General features: G+C 57.7%; 16 protein-coding genes. 14 read left to right on the top strand and 2 right to left on the bottom strand.

Annotation, left to right across the window (positions count from 1 at the left end; translation table 11 throughout):
- Nucleotides 1–98 precede the first annotated feature (98 nt).
- The 8 genes from QMK58_RS20880 to QMK58_RS20845 are packed head-to-tail and all read left to right on the top strand — an operon-like array spanning nt 99 to nt 9,587.
- Complete coding sequence (locus tag QMK58_RS20880; RefSeq protein ID WP_053161565.1) at nt 99–539, top strand: low molecular weight protein-tyrosine-phosphatase; 441 nt, start codon at nt 99–101, stop codon at nt 537–539.
- A 39-nt stretch (nt 540–578) separates the two neighbouring features.
- On the top strand, nt 579–2,807 hold the full coding sequence (locus QMK58_RS20875; protein ID WP_320395359.1) for a polysaccharide biosynthesis tyrosine autokinase: 2,229 nt from the start codon (nt 579–581) through the stop codon (nt 2,805–2,807).
- Between the two features lie 41 nt (nt 2,808–2,848).
- Nucleotides 2,849–3,931, top strand: coding sequence for a glycosyltransferase (locus QMK58_RS20870; RefSeq protein ID WP_053161563.1), 1,083 nt, complete (start codon nt 2,849–2,851; stop codon nt 3,929–3,931).
- A gap of 15 nt (nt 3,932–3,946) precedes the next feature.
- Nucleotides 3,947–5,059 carry a polysaccharide pyruvyl transferase family protein gene (locus QMK58_RS20865; RefSeq protein WP_053161562.1) on the top strand — a complete coding sequence of 371 codons (1,113 nt, stop codon included), beginning with the start codon at nt 3,947–3,949 and terminating at the stop codon, nt 5,057–5,059.
- The gene (locus QMK58_RS20860) at nt 5,056–6,285 is read left to right on the top strand and encodes a polysaccharide biosynthesis C-terminal domain-containing protein (RefSeq protein ID WP_053161561.1); all 1,230 of its coding nucleotides are present in this window, start codon (nt 5,056–5,058) and stop codon (nt 6,283–6,285) included. The genes QMK58_RS20865 and QMK58_RS20860 overlap by 4 nt, the downstream gene beginning before the upstream one ends.
- A complete protein-coding gene (locus QMK58_RS20855) occupies nt 6,276–7,379 on the top strand; it encodes a hypothetical protein (RefSeq protein WP_053161560.1) in 1,104 nt (367 codons plus the stop codon). The genes QMK58_RS20860 and QMK58_RS20855 overlap by 10 nt, the downstream gene beginning before the upstream one ends.
- A gap of 12 nt (nt 7,380–7,391) precedes the next feature.
- On the top strand, nt 7,392–8,429 hold the full coding sequence (locus tag QMK58_RS20850) for an acyltransferase family protein (RefSeq protein WP_053161559.1): 1,038 nt from the start codon (nt 7,392–7,394) through the stop codon (nt 8,427–8,429).
- A 27-nt stretch (nt 8,430–8,456) separates the two neighbouring features.
- The gene (locus tag QMK58_RS20845) at nt 8,457–9,587 is read left to right on the top strand and encodes an SGNH/GDSL hydrolase family protein (RefSeq protein WP_320395358.1); all 1,131 of its coding nucleotides are present in this window, start codon (nt 8,457–8,459) and stop codon (nt 9,585–9,587) included.
- A gap of 71 nt (nt 9,588–9,658) precedes the next feature.
- On the opposite strand, the gene QMK58_RS20840 is transcribed toward QMK58_RS20845, so the two are convergent.
- The gene (locus tag QMK58_RS20840; RefSeq protein WP_053161557.1) at nt 9,659–10,081 is read right to left on the bottom strand and encodes a mannose-1-phosphate guanylyltransferase; all 423 of its coding nucleotides are present in this window, start codon (nt 10,079–10,081) and stop codon (nt 9,659–9,661) included.
- A 47-nt stretch (nt 10,082–10,128) separates the two neighbouring features.
- A complete protein-coding gene (gene galU, locus QMK58_RS20835) occupies nt 10,129–10,962 on the bottom strand; it encodes a UTP--glucose-1-phosphate uridylyltransferase GalU (protein ID WP_320395357.1) in 834 nt (277 codons plus the stop codon).
- Nucleotides 10,963–11,344: 382 nt separating this feature from the next.
- Here galU and galE point away from each other — a divergent pair, with 382 nt between their 5' ends.
- From galE to QMK58_RS20805, 6 genes are all read left to right on the top strand, one after another.
- Complete coding sequence (galE, locus tag QMK58_RS20830; RefSeq protein WP_053161555.1) at nt 11,345–12,361, top strand: UDP-glucose 4-epimerase GalE; 1,017 nt, start codon at nt 11,345–11,347, stop codon at nt 12,359–12,361.
- Nucleotides 12,362–12,590: 229 nt separating this feature from the next.
- Nucleotides 12,591–12,827, top strand: coding sequence for a hypothetical protein (locus QMK58_RS20825; RefSeq protein WP_053161554.1), 237 nt, complete (start codon nt 12,591–12,593; stop codon nt 12,825–12,827).
- Between the two features lie 143 nt (nt 12,828–12,970).
- Complete coding sequence (locus QMK58_RS20820) at nt 12,971–14,032, top strand: polysaccharide biosynthesis/export family protein (RefSeq protein ID WP_053161553.1); 1,062 nt, start codon at nt 12,971–12,973, stop codon at nt 14,030–14,032.
- Between the two features lie 14 nt (nt 14,033–14,046).
- Complete coding sequence (locus QMK58_RS20815; protein WP_320395356.1) at nt 14,047–14,712, top strand: YjbF family lipoprotein; 666 nt, start codon at nt 14,047–14,049, stop codon at nt 14,710–14,712.
- Nucleotides 14,709–15,470: a capsule biosynthesis GfcC family protein gene (locus QMK58_RS20810; RefSeq protein WP_053161551.1), complete on the top strand. Its 762-nt coding sequence runs from the start codon at nt 14,709–14,711 to the stop codon at nt 15,468–15,470. The genes QMK58_RS20815 and QMK58_RS20810 overlap by 4 nt, the downstream gene beginning before the upstream one ends.
- Nucleotides 15,467–17,545, top strand: coding sequence for a YjbH domain-containing protein (locus tag QMK58_RS20805; protein ID WP_053161550.1), 2,079 nt, complete (start codon nt 15,467–15,469; stop codon nt 17,543–17,545). Before QMK58_RS20810 ends, QMK58_RS20805 begins: the two co-directional genes overlap by 4 nt.

Raw genomic sequence — 17,545 nt, 5'->3', positions numbered from 1 at the left:
TAACAGGGCGAATCTATTTGTGCGTGCCGCAAGGTCTGTGGATTCACTCAAGTCCACATCTAGATGTTGGCCTATTGATATTATCCAGGAAAGTAACCTTGTTCAAAAAGATCCTTGTCGTCTGCGTTGGCAATATCTGCCGAAGTCCGACAGCAGAAACTTTGCTGCGTAACGCACTGGCCCCTTCAGCCATCAGTGTGACCTCTGCGGGCCTTGCAGCAAGGGTCGGTGAGGCCATGGAGCCGGTGGCGCTCCAGGTGCTGGAAGAGTATGGGCACAGTGCCCAAGGGTTTAAGGCACGGCAAATTACAGCGGATATCGTGAATGAATCAGACCTGATTCTGGTCATGGAACAAGCCCATGTAAAACAAGTACTGAACATTGCCGCCCATGCGCGGGGCAAAGTGTTTCTGCTCGGTAAATGGCAAAGCGAGCGAGAAATACAGGATCCGTATCGTCAGGGAAAGGCCGCTTTTATTCATGCCCATGCATTGATTGAAGATGCTGTTTGCTCATGGGCGCAGCGCCTCGGACATTGATGAATATCCTTCAGATCAGTGAATGGTAAGAACAAACTTATGCAGTTACCGTCAGTAATCGGCACCCGGGACAACGATCAAGACAGTATTGATCTTCTCGGCATTTTTGGTTCTTTGGTTGACCAGAAATGGTTAATAGGTGCGCTCACCGGAGCGTTCATGATGACCGGCGTTGCCTACGCGGTTTTGTCGACGCCGGTGTACATGGCGAACGCGCTGGTGCAGGTCGAGCCGAAAAAGAACGACATGCTCGGTTTTTCCGACCTCAACAGCATGTTAGGCGGACAATCGCCGTCGGTGACCGAGATTGGCATCATCAAGTCCCGCGCGGTGATCGGCAAAACTGTCGATGATCTTCGCCTTGATATCGACGTCACCCCCAACACCTTCCCGGTGATTGGCGGTTTTTTCGCCCGGCGTTATCGCGGCGAGACCGAGTTCAGCGTAGCGGCACCGCGTTTCGGTCTGAACAGCTACGCCTGGGGCGGTGAGCGCCTGGAGATCACCCGGCTCAATTTGCCAAAAGAAATGCTTGGCAAGAAGCTCACGCTGGTCGCCGGCGAGCAGGGTCGATTCCAGTTGTTCGATGAAAACGACAACTTGCTGGTCGCAGGTGTCGCTGGCGAGGCGTTCGCGCAGGGCGGGATAGAGGGGCAGGTCGCTCAGCTGTCGGCCAACCCTGGCACCCGCTTCGAAGTGGTGCGCAACCCACGGATCGTGACCATCCAGAGTTACCAGGATGCGCTGGATATTTCCGAGCAAGGCAAGGAGTCGGGGATTATTCGCTTGGCCCTGGCCAGCACCGACGCGGCCGAGGCGGTGAGGATTCTCAATAAAGTCGCTGCGTTATATGTGCAGCAGAACGTACAACGCACGTCGGCGGAAGCGGCGCAGAGCCTGGCGTTCCTGCAAGGTCAGCTGCCGCAAGTCAAACGCGACCTGGCCAAGGCCAGCGATGCGCTCAACGGTTATCAAACCCGCGGCAAGACGGTCAACATTTCCCTGGAAACCCAATCGGTGCTGGAACAGGTCGTCAGTCTGGACACCCGTATCTCTGAACTGAAAATGCAACAGGCGGAGATGGATCGCAAATTCACCAAACAGCATCCGGCGTACCGCGCCTTGATGACCCAGATCGGCGAATTGACCCAACAGCAGAAGACGCTGGAGAGCAAGGCACAGGACCTGCCTGCCACACAACAGGAGCTGCTGAACCTGACCCGCGATGTAGAAGTGGCGTCGCAGATCTACACGCAACTGCTGAACAAATCCCAGGAACTGGACATCGTCCGGGCAGGGGCGGTGGGCAACGTGCGATTGGTCGACACGGCGGATGTCGACATGACCAACCCGGTCAAGCCGCGCAAGGCACTGATCGTGCTGATTGCAACCTTTCTCGGCGCCTTTTTCGCGGTGGCGCTGGTGTTGCTGCGCAAGTCCCTGAGTCGCGGCCTGGAAGGTCCGGAAGCCATCGAGCAACTCGGCTTGCCGGTGTACGCGTCAATTCCATACAGCGCGTTGCAACAGGAAGAGGACAGTAAAAAACTGCGCTCGAAGGGCGCGTCGGACAAACCGGCCTACCTGTTGGCGCTGCGCAACCCGACGGACTTGTCCATCGAGTCGATCCGCAGTTTGCGCACCTGCCTGCACTTTGCCGGTCTGGACTCGACCAATAACCGGATCATGATTTCCGGGCCCAGCCCCCAGGTGGGCAAAACCTTTGTCTCTTCCAACCTCGCGGCGGTCATGGCGCAGAGCGGTCAGCGGGTGGTGCTGATCGATGCCGATATGCGCAAAGGTCACCTGCACAAGACGCTGAACACACCGATCACCAATGGTTTGTCGGACCTGTTGGTCAAGCGCTGCACTATCGAGCAGGCGATCAACCAGGTCGAAGTCGACAACCTGTATTTCATCAGTCGCGGTCAGGTTCCGCCCAATCCTTCAGAACTGCTGATGCACGCCAATTTTCGCGAATTGTTGGCACAGCTCAGTGAGCTTTACGACGTGGTGATCATCGACACGCCACCGCTGCTGGCGGTGACAGACGCGGCGATTGTCGGCCGTGAAGCGGGCATCAGCCTGATAGTCACCCGTTTCGGGGTGAACCCGGCCAAAGAAGTCGAGTTGACGATTCGACGATTCGCACAGAACGGCATCGAGTTGAAGGGCGCCGTTTTCAACGGCGTCGAGAAGCGTGCTGCGAGCTATTACGGCAACGGCGGCTACGGCTATTACAACTACGAATACGCGTCCGACAAATCCTGAGTTTCAGCGATTTTTCTTACATGCATGCAAGTGGGTGGACTGTGAAAAAAATACTGCACGTGGCTGAAACGATAAAAGGTGGTGTGGCGACCGTTATCCGCACGATTTCGACTTCGCCCGAAGATGACGCGGCTAACTATGAGCTGGTCTATCTAGTGCCACAGGATCAGGAAAAGGAGCTGCACGGCATCCCTGCGCAGCAGATTCGTACCTTTGCCAGGACTGGCCGCAATGTGCCGTCATTGCTGCGTTTCGCCTGGCGACTGACCCAGGTGATGCTCAAGGAAAAACCCGATGTGGTGCATTTGCACAGCACCTTTTCCGGGGTGATCGGCCGTTGCGTCTGCGTCCTGTTGCGACCTTGGCGCAAGCCGAAAATCGTCTACTGCCCGCATGCTTTTTCATTTCTGATGGAAAGCTCCCCGACCAAGCAGAAAGCCTACGCATGGATCGAGCGGGTGTTGCAGAAGGTCACCGACGTGATCATCTGCGTCAGCCAGTACGAACTCGACAAAGCGGCGCGGTTTGGCATTGAGCGCCAGCGCATGAAGCTGATCTACAACGGCATTCACCGCAAGGATGACACGCCGAAAACCACCAGCCCCGAGCCGATTCATCTGCTCTTCGTCGGCCGCCTCGATTATCAGAAAGGCTTCGACGTGCTGCTCAAGGCCTTCGCTAATGTGCAGCGCACCGATCTGAAATTGACGGTGGTGGGCAGTGCCGTCAACGAGGATTCGGTCGAATGTCCACCGATGGACGCGGTTGAATATTTGCCTTGGGTCACGCCGAGCGAAGTGCAGGCGCTGTACCAGCAAGCCGATGCGTTGATTGTGCCCAGTCGCTGGGAAGGTTTTGCCATGGTGCCGCTGGAAGGCATGGCCATGGGCCTGCCGGTAATTGCCAGCAATTGCACGTCGTTGCCCGAGCTGGTCTCCCATGAGGTGTCCGGCTACGTTTTCCCCACCGGTGACCACCAGGCGCTGGCCGATGTGCTGACGAAAATCCAGAAGCCACGGTTGCTTGACCTTGGCAGCGAAGGTCGCAGCATCGTGCGCGAGCGCTTCAGCGCCGCGTTGATGATCCGCCAGACCTACGACCTGTATCGCGCCCCCTCTTTTTAAGTAGAACTCAAGCTTATGAACGTAACGATTTTGCATGGCTATAGCGCGTCCAACTCCGGTGACGGTCTGCTCGTCGATCTGGCCATTGCCCTGGTGCAGCGCAATTTTGGAGAAGAGACTTCGATCAGTGTCGTGGCCTCAGATCCCGACTCCTTCAATTACTTGCCGCACAAGCGTTTCGACGCGCCGGTGATGGCGGCCAAGGGCTTGGGCCGGGTCAAGCAAGCGGTGTTTCTCAATCAGTCTTACGCTGGTCTGGCTGACCTGTTGAAAAAGACCGATTTGATCGTTGGAGTCGGCGGCGGCTACATGCGCTCGAAAAGTGCCTTCGAACACATCAAGTTGAAACTGGGCCACGCCAAGCAACTGGAAACGGCGATCCTCAGTAAAGTACCGTCGGTGTACCTGCCGCAAAGCATCGGGCCGTTTCATGGCGAAAGCAGCAAGATCGTCGAGCACTACGCGCGCGCCGATGCGGTGTTTGTGCGCGATAACCGCTCCTCGGCAATTTTCGATGCCTGTGAAAATGTCTACCGCGCGCCTGATCTGGCAGTCCAGTCATTGGCCGGCAAAATCCTCATGCAACCCAAGTTCACCCATTGCGCGTCTTCGCCGGCAACGGTGTGCGTGGTGCTGCGCAAGCCGCCGGCGTGGAGCAAGGAAAAGAAAGTTGCCTACGTGGCCAACCTGAAGTTGCTGCTGCAGCGCTTGAAGAACAAAAGCAAGGTGGTTTGCGCGGTCCAGAGCGCCGTTCGCGGCAACGATGACGGTGCGTTCTATCGCGAATTGGGCATTACCGAAGACCTGCTGCCATTGAAGGCGACGCTGGCCAGGTTTCAGCCGGATCTGGTGATTTCCGTGCGCTTGCACGGCGCCATCGAATCGCTGCTGTCCGGTGTGCCGGCGTACCACATCAGCTACGAGAGAAAAGGCTTCGGCGCCTATCAGGACATGGGTGTGGAAGACTGGGTGATCAACGGCGGCGATATCGATGTCGACACCATCATCAACACGGTTTACGCGCCGAACGCATTGTCCGATTTTGGCAAGCGCCTGACCGACACCTGTCGCGAGATCGAAGCGAAAGCCGTGGCCATGGACGAGATTATCAAAGGCATCGTTCGATGATATTCCGGTTGTTGCTCCGGGGCGGGGCATTGGGCGCGAAGTTTCTGCTGGTGCTCGCCATCACCCACTACCTGGGTTATGAAGCGCTTGGCCTTTACGGCGTGGTGGTCGCTGCCTCGTTGATTGCGTCGAAGTTCTACAGCGTTGGTTTCAGTTCCGAGATCAATCGGCTGATCAGCGTTGGCGGCAGTTCGCGGGGAGTGATTGACAAAGTGCTGCTGCTGTATCTGGCGGTGGGGCTGGTGTTGTCGGTGGTGACGGTGTTGATGTATTCACTGTTCCAACAGGTTGTCGCGCCGACCGCACTGATCCTCTGTGTGACGCTGGTTTTACTCACTGAGCACCTGTCGTTCGAAATCAACTCGTTCGTGTTTTCCGCGCAAAAAGCCACGGCGGGCGCGCTGCTGTTTTTTATCAAGACTGGCCTGTGGGCGCTGTTGGCGGTGGGCGCGATGATGCTCGGCTGGGTGTCGGGAGTCGCCGACGTGTTGTGGCTGTGGGTCGTCGCCAACGTGTTGGTGATCGTCGCCGGTTACCTGATTGTGGCGAACGTGCACAAGGGTCGAGCCAGCGGGACGCCGGCCACGGCCACGGTGTGGAAAGCCGGGTTGCCGTTCTATCTCGGCACCGGGTTGATCGCGTTGAGTCAGTACGCCGAACGCTTTCTGATCATCGACATCGAACCCTACGCCAGCCTCGGTCAATACGTGTACGCCTGGTCGGCGGCCAACACCTTGCAGGCATTGTCTTACGCGGTGGTGGCGGTGGTCGGCATTCCGGTGCTCGCCAAGCGGTTTCAGGCGAATCAACAGCCGTTTACGGTCCGGCAACTGTTCGTGAACAAATGGGTCATGCGCTCGCTGGCGGTGTCCGCCGCGGTGGCTGTGCTGATTTATCTGTTCTTCAATGTCGTGCTCGATTACGTCGCCACGACAGTGCCGCGTCCGGATAACGCGATCCTTGGCGTGCTGATTTTTTCCTTCGCCCTGCGTGCCATTGGGGACATCGTCTGGGGCGGGTTGATTGCTTCGAAGAACAGTCGGGTTTCACTGGCCAGTGCGGCGATCTGCTTGTTGGTTTCGGTACCGGTCAGCTACGTGCTGATCAAGCACTATTCGATCTACGGCGCCGCCTGGGGCAACGTCTTTGCGATCATCGTGCAGCTCGGCGTGATTGCCGTGCTGACCCGTGTGACCCGTCCGAAAGGGGCTCTGGCATGGGGTTGAAGCTGCCGTGCATCGAGTTTCGCGGCAGAAAACTCGATTCCTCGATTTCGTTCCTGATCCTGTTCACCGGGTTGTTTCTGTCAGTGGCCATGCCGCTGTTGATTCCCCGCGATCCCGGCCCCGATGCCATGACCTTGTGGTCGTCATACGCCCGTGCCGACAACTGCAATTTCTGGAACCCGTTTTCGCCGGATCGCTCTTCCTATGAGTGTTCGGCGTTTCTGTTGCGGCCCACCGGGATCAATCTGACCAATGCCTGGGCCTATGGCATGTTCTGCAATTTTTTCCTCACGGCGATTCCGGTGGTGGTCTTCCGGCGAATGCCGCTGACGATTTTCGGCACCCTGTGTCTGTGGGGCATCGTTCGCTCGTTTTTCCTTGAAAATCTGACCAAGGAAATCATTGTGTCGGTGGCGGTGTTGAGCATTTTGCTCAGTTCGTTGACGCGCAAATATCGCGGCGGATTTTTCCTCTCGGCGGTGATCTACGGCGTACTGATCCGCCCCTACTGGATTTTGTTTTCACTGTCGTGGGTCGGCGTCTGCGTGATGAAGAAGTACGTCTCGCGTTTCACCTTCTTCCTGATGCTGTTCCTGTTCTACCTCGCAGTTGCAATGGCGATTCAGGTGGCGCTCGGGTTTCCGGTGTCGTCGATTCGCGCCAGCAACAACGAACTGCGCACGGCGGGCGAGGAGGGGTCCAAGTCGTTGATTGTCTCGTGGCTCAGTGGCAGCGACTTTGTCTCGCAAGCGCTGGATTCGATGATCATCTTCTTCCGGCTGTCGTTCCCGGTGGAGCTGATTTTGCTGTCAGGACCGGGGCAGGTGATCTTCGTGGCGTTGATGATCATGACCGCGTTGCTGCTGTTCAAAGTCATCACCTCGACCGATTACAAGGGCGCGCCGATCCAGACCAAGCCCAAGGAGCTGATCGCGATTCCGTTGGCATTTCTGCTGGTTCAAGGTCTGTTCGAGCCGGACTTCGGTTCCTTCGCCCGGCACTTCTCGATGGTGGTGCCCGTGTTGTTCGTGGGCCTGGGATTGATGCTGCGAGCGAACAAACCGATGCAGGTTGAATCAAGAGTTCTGAATTGAGGCGGGTGCTTTATGTCGAGCAATAAAAAGTCCCTGGAGATCGAAACCCTGCGCGGACTGGCATGTCTGTTGCTGGTGCTCTATCACGTGATCGGTCCGTTGGGCGGTGGTTTGAAAATAGACCTCGGCTCGCCGTTCCGGGTGATCGCCGATTCCATGGTGTACGTGCGCATGCCGCTGTTCACCTTCATCTCGGGCTACATCTATTCGATCTACAAAATCCGCGGCAATGACTTTTCGGCGTTCTTTGCCGGTAAGGTGCGACGGCTGATCGTGCCGCTGTTTTGCGTGGGCGTGCCGTTCTCGGTGTTGCAGGCGGTAGGGCCGGGGGTGAACAAGGACGTCGGTGTGATCGATGCGTTGTTATCGTTCTGGGTGCCGATCAACCACTTCTGGTTTTTGCAGGCGGTGTTCATCATTTTCATGTTTGTCGGCCTGCTGGAGTGGCGTGGTTTGCTGCGTTCGGCGACGCGCTTGTATCTTCTGTTTGCCTTTGCGGCGGTACTGTTTTTATTACCGCCGTTCAAGCTCGATGCGTTCGGCATTAATGGCGCGATCTACCTGCTACCGTTTTTCGTAGCAGGGATGATTGGCCAGGAAAATGTCGATGCGTTCAAGCAACGGTTCAAGGTGATCGGGCCGTTGGTGTTTGTGTTGATCTCGCTGACGCTGCTGTACGTGGCGGCGATTGATCGCGAGTTGATTGTCGACCGCCGCAGCCTGATCGGTTTGACCGTGGGTTGCGTGTCCTGCATTGCGTTGCTGTCCAGTGACATGCGCTCGAAGTGGTTGACCTGGCTCGGTGGGTACTCCTACGCGATCTTCCTGTTTCATGTGCTGTTTGCGGCCACATCGCGGTTTGTCCTGGGGCGCTTGGGCGTGAAGGACGAAAGCGTTCTGGTGCTCGGTGGTGTGGCGTGTGGTTTGCTGGGGCCGGTGGTTCTGTCGATCGTTTTCAGTCGGTTCAACTTCACCTCCGTGCTGTTTCTGGGAGAGCGGGCAGCAGCCAAAAAACCAGCGGCGAATATCGTCCCGGTGTCTCAGACTTGATGTTTCTCCAAGTGAAGGAAGCGAAGCATGTTGGCAGTGGATGACGTCCGGCCTGTTGCGACGTCAGTGGTCGAAGTCGGCGACGCTCGCGAGCGCTTTGGTCAGTGGCGCGAAGGTAAAGCCGGGAAGGTTCTGTCCATCTCGGTGATCGGCGACAGCTACAGCGCGGGACAGGATTTCTATTTGAACAAACTGGTGCAGCGGCTGGCCGGGGAGGCGGGTTTCGCAGGGCCCGGCTATGTCGGCCTCAACCACGGTGCGGCGCTCGGCGGTACGCATTACAAATACACTCGCAGCAGCGATCAGTACTTCGGCGGTGACTGGCAGGTGTCCGGCCTTGGACAGGCCAGCCCCGACAGTCGCACCGTGTCGGGTCGACCCGGTGCCTGGCTGGAGATTGATGCCAGTTCGATAGCGGCCATCGATACGGCGGTCACCCAGGCGAAATTACTCTACCTCGGCAATGACGAACCTCATGAGATTCGTTACCGCTGGAGCCCTTCGCAAACCTGGCAGCCATTGACGCTGGCGGGCGAGGGGGTTCAGGAAGTGTCACTGCCTGGCACATCGGCAGCGAAAGACTGGTCGTTCCGGCTGGAAGTGGTGAAAGGCGCGCCAACGCTCTTCGGCCTGTGGATAACAAACGATCAGGGCGGTGTGCGGGTATCCAAACTCGCAGCGTCCGGCGCGGCGTCCGCTGACTTTTACCACAGTGATGAGCATTGGCAAGCGCAGTGGAAGACGGTGGTGTCGAAGATTCCCGCAGACATCTACCTGATCATGCTGGGCGGTAACGACCAGGGTTTTGGCGTGAAACCCGAGGAGTACCTGAAGAACATTCAGGGTTTGGTGGGGATGGTGCGCGAGATTCAACCGGCGGCGAGCATCAACCTGATCCTGCGTCAGGACACGACGCGTTCCAGTGCTTACCCGATGTCAGCCTATGCGCAAGTCCTGGAACCCTGGGCACGCAAGGAACACCTCGGTTACGCCAATCTGCAGTGCGCGTTCGGCACCGATTTCAAGCGCTATGCTGCCACCATGATCGGCCCGGACAAGATTCATCCGGTTCCGGCCACGGGTGGGCGGGTGATCGCTGACTATTTCTATAGCTGGATTGTTGGTGAGCAGGACCGCTGTGGTGCTGGCTTGATGTAGGAGCTGCCGAAGGCTGCGATCTTTTGATTTTTTTCAGGATCATGTCAAAGGATCGCAGCCTTCGGCAGCTCCTACAGGATGCTGCGGCAAATTTCGAATGTCTCCAGATGAGCGAGCAGCTCTGCTGTCTTGAGCGGCATCAGTTGCGTAGCACAACGGGTCTCCACGTTGATGATGATGGCCGGATCGTTGCAGCAAATGCGCACTCGGAATCGCCAGTCACTGAAAATCAATTTCAGCCCGTCACGGTCATCCATCTCCAGCGCCTGCCCGCGATAAAGTCTTTTCAGGTGAGCGAGGAGGGGATAGGGATCGAGCATCGGCCGGCGGATGTCTCCGGAGGCGGGAAACAAGCCGATTCGCTCCACCAGCAGCGTGGGGCCGAGCCAGGACTCGTTGGCGCTCGGCAACCGCTGATGTCGCGATAACGAGGACATCACCCCGAGGTTGCCCACCTCCATTGCAATGTATGCCGAGAGTTTTTCAATGTTCATGGTTGGCCTGCCTGAATGAAGAGTGGGCGTCGGGTATTGGAGCGTTCTCAGCGGCCCTTGAGGTACACGTTGTCGTAGCAGAAGTTGGTCGCCTGCAAGTAACCCTCGGCGTCACCGCAATCGAAGCGCAAGCCCTTGAACTTGTAGGCCAGCACGCAACCGTTCTGCGCCTGTTTCATCAGTGCGTCGGTGATCTGGATTTCCCCGCCTTTACCCGGTTGCGTATCGGCGATCAGGTCAAAGATATCCGGCGTCAGAATGTAGCGGCCGATGATTGCCAGGTTGGATGGCGCGTCTTGCGGAGCGGGTTTTTCCACCATGTTGTTGACCCGGTAAATCCCATCGGAGATCAGCTCGCCGGCGATCACGCCGTACTTGTGGGTCTGGTCGCGCGGCACTTCCTGGATGGCCACGATCGAGCAGCGGAATTTTTTGTAGAGCTCGATCATTTGCGCGAGAACTCCATCACCCTCCAGGTTCAGGCACAGGTCATCGGCCAAAACCACGGCGAAGGGTTCGTCACCGATCAACGGGCGGCCACTGTGAATCGCGTGGCCCAGGCCCTTCATTTCCACCTGACGGGTGTAGGAGAAGGTGCAGGTGTCGATGAGCTCGCGGGTGCCGGCCAGGAACTTCTCTTTCTCGGTGCCGCGAATCTGGTGCTCGAGCTCGTAGCTGATATCGAAGTGGTCTTCCAGCGCGCGCTTGCCCCGGCCGGTGACGATTGCCATGTGCTGCAAGCCGGCGTCGCGTGCCTCTTCGACGGCGTACTCGATCAATGGCTTGTTGACGATGGGCAGCATTTCCTTGGGCATGGCTTTGGTCGCCGGCAAGAAACGCGTGCCATAGCCGGCAGCGGGGAACAAACATTTACGAATCATAAAAGTATCCTGGACAGTCATGGAACACAGCCAACGGGTGCGCACAATAATGAGTGATTGCAAGTTTCAATGATTATTGAAGGCTTGCTTTAATACCTGAGTCGGGCCGTTAGTGGCAAATAGCAATGTGCGAATAACACGACAATGTTATGAGATGTCGGTTTAATAGTTATTGGTTATTTTTAGTCGGTATCTGTTGATAGTGGTGAAGTCGTCGGAGTGCTAATAAGTATCCCGCACTACAGTTTGACCTGCAAAAAAATTTATTGCCAGTCGTTGAACTAATTTTGTTTTGGGTTGTTGTCGCTCTTGTTTGTGTGGTTCAGCACACATCTTTGACAAGAGAGGCTTGACACGCACTTCTGCCACTATGGACCGCACTATGAAAATTCTGGTAACGGGTGGAGCCGGTTATATCGGCTCGCACACCACACTCGCGCTGCTTGAAGCAGGCTATGAAGTTGTAGTGCTGGATAATCTTTGCAACAGCAGCGACGCGGCATTGCATGCAGTAGAAGGTATTTGCGGCAAAAGTGCACTGATGGTTCGCGGCGATGTGCGCGACCGGGCTTTGCTCGAGCGGATTTTCCAAGAGCATGCCATTGATGCCGTCCTGCACTTTGCCGGGCTCAAGGCCGTGGGCGAGAGCGTGCGCAAGCCGCTTGAGTATTACGAGACCAACGTCAGCGGCAGTATCACGCTGTGTCAGGCGATGGCCGCTGCTGGCGTGTTTCGCCTGGTGTTCAGTTCATCGGCAACGGTATACGGCGCGCCGGAGCAGATGCCGATCCGCGAGGATTTCCCCACGGGCATCCCGACCAATCCCTACGGTCAATCCAAGCTGATTGTCGAAAACGTGCTGCGTGACCTGAGCCTGGCCGATCCGCGCTGGAGCATCGCCCTGTTGCGGTATTTCAACCCGATCGGCGCGCATCAAAGCGGTCAGTTGGGCGAAGACCCCAATGGCATTCCCAACAACCTGGTGCCCTATATCAGCCAGGTGGCGGTTGGCAGCCTGAAAGAGCTGTCGATCTTCGGCAACGATTACCCCACGGTCGACGGCACTGGCGTGCGTGACTACATCCATGTCGTGGACCTCGCGGACGGGCATCTCAAGGCTTTGCAATCCATTACCGGGCGTATTGGCGTTCATACCTGGAATCTCGGTACGGGCGATGGCTACAGCGTGATGCAAGTGCTGCGCGCGTTTGAACAGGCGTGCGGGCAGCCGGTGCCGTATCGGATGATGCCGCGACGTTCGGGTGACATTGCCCAGAGTTGGGCAGATGCTTCCAAAGCGGCGAAAGAGCTGGGCTGGAAAGCCACACGCAACTTGCAGGACATGGTCACCGACACTTGGCGCTGGCAATCGAATCATCCCAAGGGCTACGAGAAATGATGGCGATTTAGCTCAATGTTATTTTCAGTCAGGTTGTTAGATATCGTCTGCAAAATACACTGGCAATGCCATTTGCAAGTCCGTAGATATAAACCTGCCGTTCGACTTTATCAGTTGGGTAAGACTGTGAAAGAACAACGGCTCTTGTTCGCTCTTTTGCGGACTTGAACGCTACCACCTCTAACACACACACGGTTTCGATCGGGTTGAATGTTAGAAAGGAGTTGATATGAAGAAAGTGATGGCAATTGCCCTGTTGTCGATGGTGAGCAACTGGGCCGGCGCGGTTGAAGCGCCGCTTACAGCAGCGACCAATGTATTGGGTAACGTGGCGGCGACTCAAGCCACAGCAGCCAGTACTGCAATGGTCGCCAGCGCTGTAGCGGCGTCCAACAGCGGTGGAAGTGCCAACGGCGGTACCACGGGTACGACAGGTACCACTGGTACCACCGGCACGCATAACTAACCGGAACATCGGTTAGTGCAGTACAGGGTCGCCCGACGCAAGTCGGGTGACTTTGTTTTAGATTCGCCCTTGAATAGCGTAGTGCCATTATGACTCGTAGTTTTTCTCTTTTAATGTTGGCAAGCATCGCTTTACAAGGTTGCATGTTTTCCCCCGGCCAATACCTGAGCACCAGTGATATCACACGCCAGGGCGCCAGTGAGAGCAGCCGAGTCGAGCTCATTCCGATCACGCCCAAGCTCATCGCCATGAACAGGGCCACGCAAAAGCGTGAGTCCGTGCCGACGGAACTGTTGGCGGCCCCGGCCGAGTACCGCATCGGCAGTAACGATGTGCTGTACATCACGGTCTGGGACCACCCGGAGCTGACCGCACCCTCCGGCGCGCAACAGCAGATCGATGCCAACGGTCGCCTGGTCCGTGCCGATGGCACGCTCTACTACCCGTTTATCAAAGAGGTGCAGGCGGCCGGCAAGACCGTCCAGCAACTGCGATCGGACATCGAAGAAAGGCTGTCGGCCTTCATCGCCGACCCGCAGGTGGATGTCGCCGTGTGGCGCTTTTCCAGTCAGAAAGTCGTGGTGACGGGCGCCGTTGCCAAGGCCGGTCCGCAGGCGATTTCCACCAATCCGTTGAGTGTGGTCGAGGCCCTCGGTACAGCCGGTATCGATACGACGAGTGCCGACTTGTCCGGTCTTTTGCTGACGCGAAACGGGCGGGTGTACACGCTCAGTCTCGACACGCTCAATCAGCCGGATTCGCAGTTGCAGAATGTCTATCTCAAGGGTGGCGATCAGCTCTATCTGCCGTACAACGACAAGAAACGCATCTACGTCATGGGCGAAGTCAACCAGCCACGCGCATTGAGTTTCAAGACCGCCACCATGAACCTGTCCGATGTGCTGGGATCGGTCGGCGGATTGAGTCAGACCACCTCCAACGGCAACGCCGTGTACGTGATCAGGGGTGTTGAAAACCTCGATGTGGAGCCGGCGAAGGTCTACCAGTTGCAAGCCCAGTCACCGACCGCCATGGCGCTGGCCACGCACTTTGAAGTACGTCCCCAGGACGTTGTCTACGTAGGTCCTGCCAACGTGACTCGCTGGAATCGCTTCGTCAGCCAATTGGTGCCGTCGGCAGCGATTGTCGGTACGGGCGCGTCTGCGGCGAAGAACATGAGCGAAGTCAGCAGCAACAGCAATTAAGGCCGGGTCCGATCGTGAGAACGTTGAATGTTGGCGTCTGCTTGATAGCGGCCTTGATGTTGTGTGGCTGTAACCCGCTGATGGTCGCTTCCTTGACCAACTTTAAGTCGGCGGTGACGGGGCCGGATGAACTGGACGTGACGGCAGCCCAGGTGGCGGATGTTCGCTATCCCCAGCTCAAGCTGACCACGCCGTCCGGTTCCGGCGTGCTGGCGTTGGTGCGTGAGCGCGGCGACCTGCAGTTCTGGGTCGCGTCCGGCAAGCAGGTGCTGCTGATGCGCGATGGCCTGGCGGTGCGCAGCATCGGCCTGGGCCTGGGCGGCGATCTGGACGGGACGCGCCTTGCAGCGGTCTCGCCCTTCAAGAAAGGTCTTCATCAAGTGCCGGATGGCTACACCAGCCAGCGCTGGATTGACCTCTACCAGGGCCAGGAAGTCGGGGTGACCTTGAACAGCCGCTTCTCCCGCCAATCCATGGAAACCCTCGAAATCCTCAACAAGGAATACGCCGTGCTGCGTGTCGACGAGCAGATTGACGCGCCGGCCATCGGCCTGCATGCGACCAATCGTTATTGGGTCGATCCCGTTGACGGTTTCATTGTGCAGAGTGAACAGCAACTGACTTCGCAGTTGCGGGTCAGGATTGTTCAACTGACCCCTGATCGCAGGCATGCGCCTTGAAGCGGGTCAGAGCGTTATCGGCGTGCCTGCTGTTGATCACCGGCGTGAGCCAGGCGGCGGTCACCGTCACCGGTGACGTTGCCAACCCGGGAGCGGTCGAACTGCCTGCGGGCGGACGATTGCTCGACGTGATCAACGTGGCACAACCCAATGCCGAAAGTTACTGGTTGGCGGGCGTTTTGCTGCGGCAGTCGCTGATTGAACAACAGACCCGACTCAAGGCCGGCGTGCTGTTTGATCTGGACGTGTTGCAGCGTATGGCCATGCTCTTCGACAGGCCGAGCCGGGCCGCCCTGGCGGTGCGTCTGGCCGAGGACGTCAGGCGCATGCCGGTCACCGGGCGCCAGGTGGCCGTTCTGGACCCGGTCGCCGTGGAAGTCGGGTTCGCCCGCAACATTCGCCTGGACGACGGTGACCGTCTGATCTATCCGCTGCGGGTCGATGAGGTCGAGGTGTTTGGCGCTGTCGCCGAACCTTGCCGGTTGCCCTATCAAGCGCTGCAAGAAGCCCGCGATTACCTGCAAGGCTGTGCGCCGCTCGAGGACGCTGACGCCGATTACCTGTGGTTGATCCAGCCCAACGGCGTCTCCCGGCGAGTCGGCATTGCGCACTGGAATCGCGAGAGCGGGCAGATACCGGCCGCCGGAAGCAAGATTCTGGTCCCGGTCAAAAACGATGACCTTGATCCGCCTATCCCTGAACTGAATCAGCAGTTGGCCGAATTTATTGCCACGCAGCTGGCTGAGGTGGTTCGTTGAATTTACGTTTTGCAGCCGTGTTGTTGTTTCCGTGTGGTTTGGCCTATGCAGAACCGCGTATTACCCAGAATGATTTCGGTGGTGCGGGCCTGTTGCAAACGCCGACGGCCCGAATGGCGCCGGCCGGTGAATTGAGCCTCAATGCCAACCGCACCGATCCCTACAGCCGTTACAGCGTTTCACTACAGCCGCTTGAATGGCTCGAAGGGTCGTTCCGCTACACCGCGATCACCAACCGCCCTTACGGCCCCGAATCGCTGAGCGGCAGCCAGAGCTATAAGGACAAGGCGGTCGACCTCAAAGCCCGCGTATGGGAAGAAACCCATTGGGCGCCCGAAGTGGCCGTGGGCTTCCGGGACATCGGTGGTACGGGCTTGTTTTCCAGTGAGTTCGTGGTGGCCAACAAGCGCTACGACAACCTTGACTTCAGCGCCGGGATTGCCTGGGGTTACCTGGGCAATCGCGGCGATTTCGAAAACCCGTTGGGCTATATCGATGATCGCTTCAAGACCCGACCGGACAGTGAAGGGACCGGTGACGTTAACGCCGGTGCGTACTTTCGCGGCAGCCCTTCCTTTTTCGGCGGCGTAAGCTATCAGACGCCTTGGGATCGGCTCAGTCTGAAACTCGAATACGAGGGCAACGATTACAAGAACGAGCCGAAGGACAACGAGATCAAGCAGGACTCGCCGATCAACCTCGGCGCGGTGTTCAAGCTGACTGACTCGGTCGATTTCAGCGCGGCGTGGGAACGTGGCAACACGGCGATGTTCGGCGTCACCTTTCACACCAACTTCGTCAGCCGAAAGGCACCGGCGAAGACGTTCGATCCACCGGCTGAGCCATTGCCGGCGAAAGCGCCGAGCACCGAGTTGGATCAGGTCAATTGGGCCGATGTGTCACGGCGCCTGCAGCAAAATGCCGGGTACAAGGTCGAGCGCATCAGTCAGCGCGATTCCGAATTGATCGTGTATGGCGAGCAGCAGCGTTACTTCCATTCGGCCAAAGGCGTAGGCCGTGCGAGCCGGATTCTGGACAACAGCGTCAACGACGAGATCGACTGGTTCACCGTGGTCAACAAGCGCTACGACCTGCCGCTTGAAGAGACCAGTGTGCCTCGGCAAACCTTTCGCGAAGTGATCAACAACGAGGAGCCGCTGCAAACGCTGCACCGCACCACCGAGATCAACCCGGCGATGCCGCACAACGAGAAAACCCTCTACACCGAAGCGCCGCAGGCATTCGCTTATGGCGTCGGGTTGGGATTCAAGCAGAACGTGGGCGGCCCCGATGGCCTGCTCTATCAATTCAGCGCCGATGCGGACGCCGAGTACCGGTTCAACCGCAACACCTGGTGGAGTGGCTTGCTCAGTGCCAACCTGATCAACAACTTCGACAAGTTCACCTATGACGCGCCCAGCGGCTTGCCGCGTGTGCGCACGGACTTGCGCCAGTATATGACCACCTCCGATGTGACCATGCCGCTGTTCCAGGTCAGCCATGCCGAGCAGTTGGACAAAGACCTGTACGGCATGGTGTACGGCGGCTATATGGAGTCGATGTTTGCTGGTGTGGGGGGCGAGGTGCTGTTTCGTCCGACCGGTGAGCGCTGGTCATTGGGGGCGGACCTGAATTACGTCCGTCAGCGTGATTTTGACCAGGGGTTTGGTTTGCGTGATTACTCGGTGGTGACCGGTCACATCACCGGCTACACCGACTTGCCCTACGATACGCTGGCAGCCATCAGCGTCGGGCGTTACCTGGCCGGCGACTGGGGTGGCACGCTGGACATCTCACGGGAGTTTTCCAACGGCGTACGGTTTGGTGCCTGGGCAACCATCACCACCGCAACCGGTGCAGAATACGGAGAGGGTAGTTTCGACAAAGGCATCTACCTGTCTATTCCGTTCGACGAACTGATGAGCATGTCGACCATGCGCCGCGCCAACCTTGTCTGGTCGCCACTGACCCGAGACGGCGGTGCACGGCTCAATCGCAGCTACCAGTTGCATTCCATGACCGACAGCCGAGACGACGACCTGTTCTACCGCAACTTCGAGAAGATTACCGAGTAA

The sequence above is a fragment of the Pseudomonas sp. P8_241 genome, assembly GCF_034008315.1.
Classification (GTDB): domain Bacteria; phylum Pseudomonadota; class Gammaproteobacteria; order Pseudomonadales; family Pseudomonadaceae; genus Aquipseudomonas.
The sequence above is the reverse complement of the archived record's forward strand: the minus strand, read 5'-3'. Positions and strand labels throughout refer to the sequence as shown.

Excerpts from the sequence above, each read along its gene's own strand:
- QMK58_RS20855 (WP_053161560.1), top strand. The coding sequence starts at position 6,276 with ATGGGGTTGAAGCTGCCGTGCATCGAGTTTCGCGGCAGAAAACTCGAT.
- QMK58_RS20845 (WP_320395358.1), top strand. The coding sequence starts at position 8,457 with ATGTTGGCAGTGGATGACGTCCGGCCTGTTGCGACGTCAGTGGTCGAA.
- galU (WP_320395357.1), bottom strand. The coding sequence starts at position 10,962 with ATGATTCGTAAATGTTTGTTCCCCGCTGCCGGCTATGGCACGCGTTTC.
- QMK58_RS20820 (WP_053161553.1), top strand. The coding sequence starts at position 12,971 with ATGTTTTCCCCCGGCCAATACCTGAGCACCAGTGATATCACACGCCAG.
- QMK58_RS20825 (WP_053161554.1), top strand. The coding sequence starts at position 12,591 with ATGAAGAAAGTGATGGCAATTGCCCTGTTGTCGATGGTGAGCAACTGG.
- QMK58_RS20850 (WP_053161559.1), top strand. The coding sequence starts at position 7,392 with ATGTCGAGCAATAAAAAGTCCCTGGAGATCGAAACCCTGCGCGGACTG.
- QMK58_RS20840 (WP_053161557.1), bottom strand. The coding sequence starts at position 10,081 with ATGAACATTGAAAAACTCTCGGCATACATTGCAATGGAGGTGGGCAAC.
- QMK58_RS20860 (WP_053161561.1), top strand. The coding sequence starts at position 5,056 with ATGATATTCCGGTTGTTGCTCCGGGGCGGGGCATTGGGCGCGAAGTTT.
- QMK58_RS20865 (WP_053161562.1), top strand. The coding sequence starts at position 3,947 with ATGAACGTAACGATTTTGCATGGCTATAGCGCGTCCAACTCCGGTGAC.
- QMK58_RS20875 (WP_320395359.1), top strand. The coding sequence starts at position 579 with ATGCAGTTACCGTCAGTAATCGGCACCCGGGACAACGATCAAGACAGT.
- galE (WP_053161555.1), top strand. The coding sequence starts at position 11,345 with ATGAAAATTCTGGTAACGGGTGGAGCCGGTTATATCGGCTCGCACACC.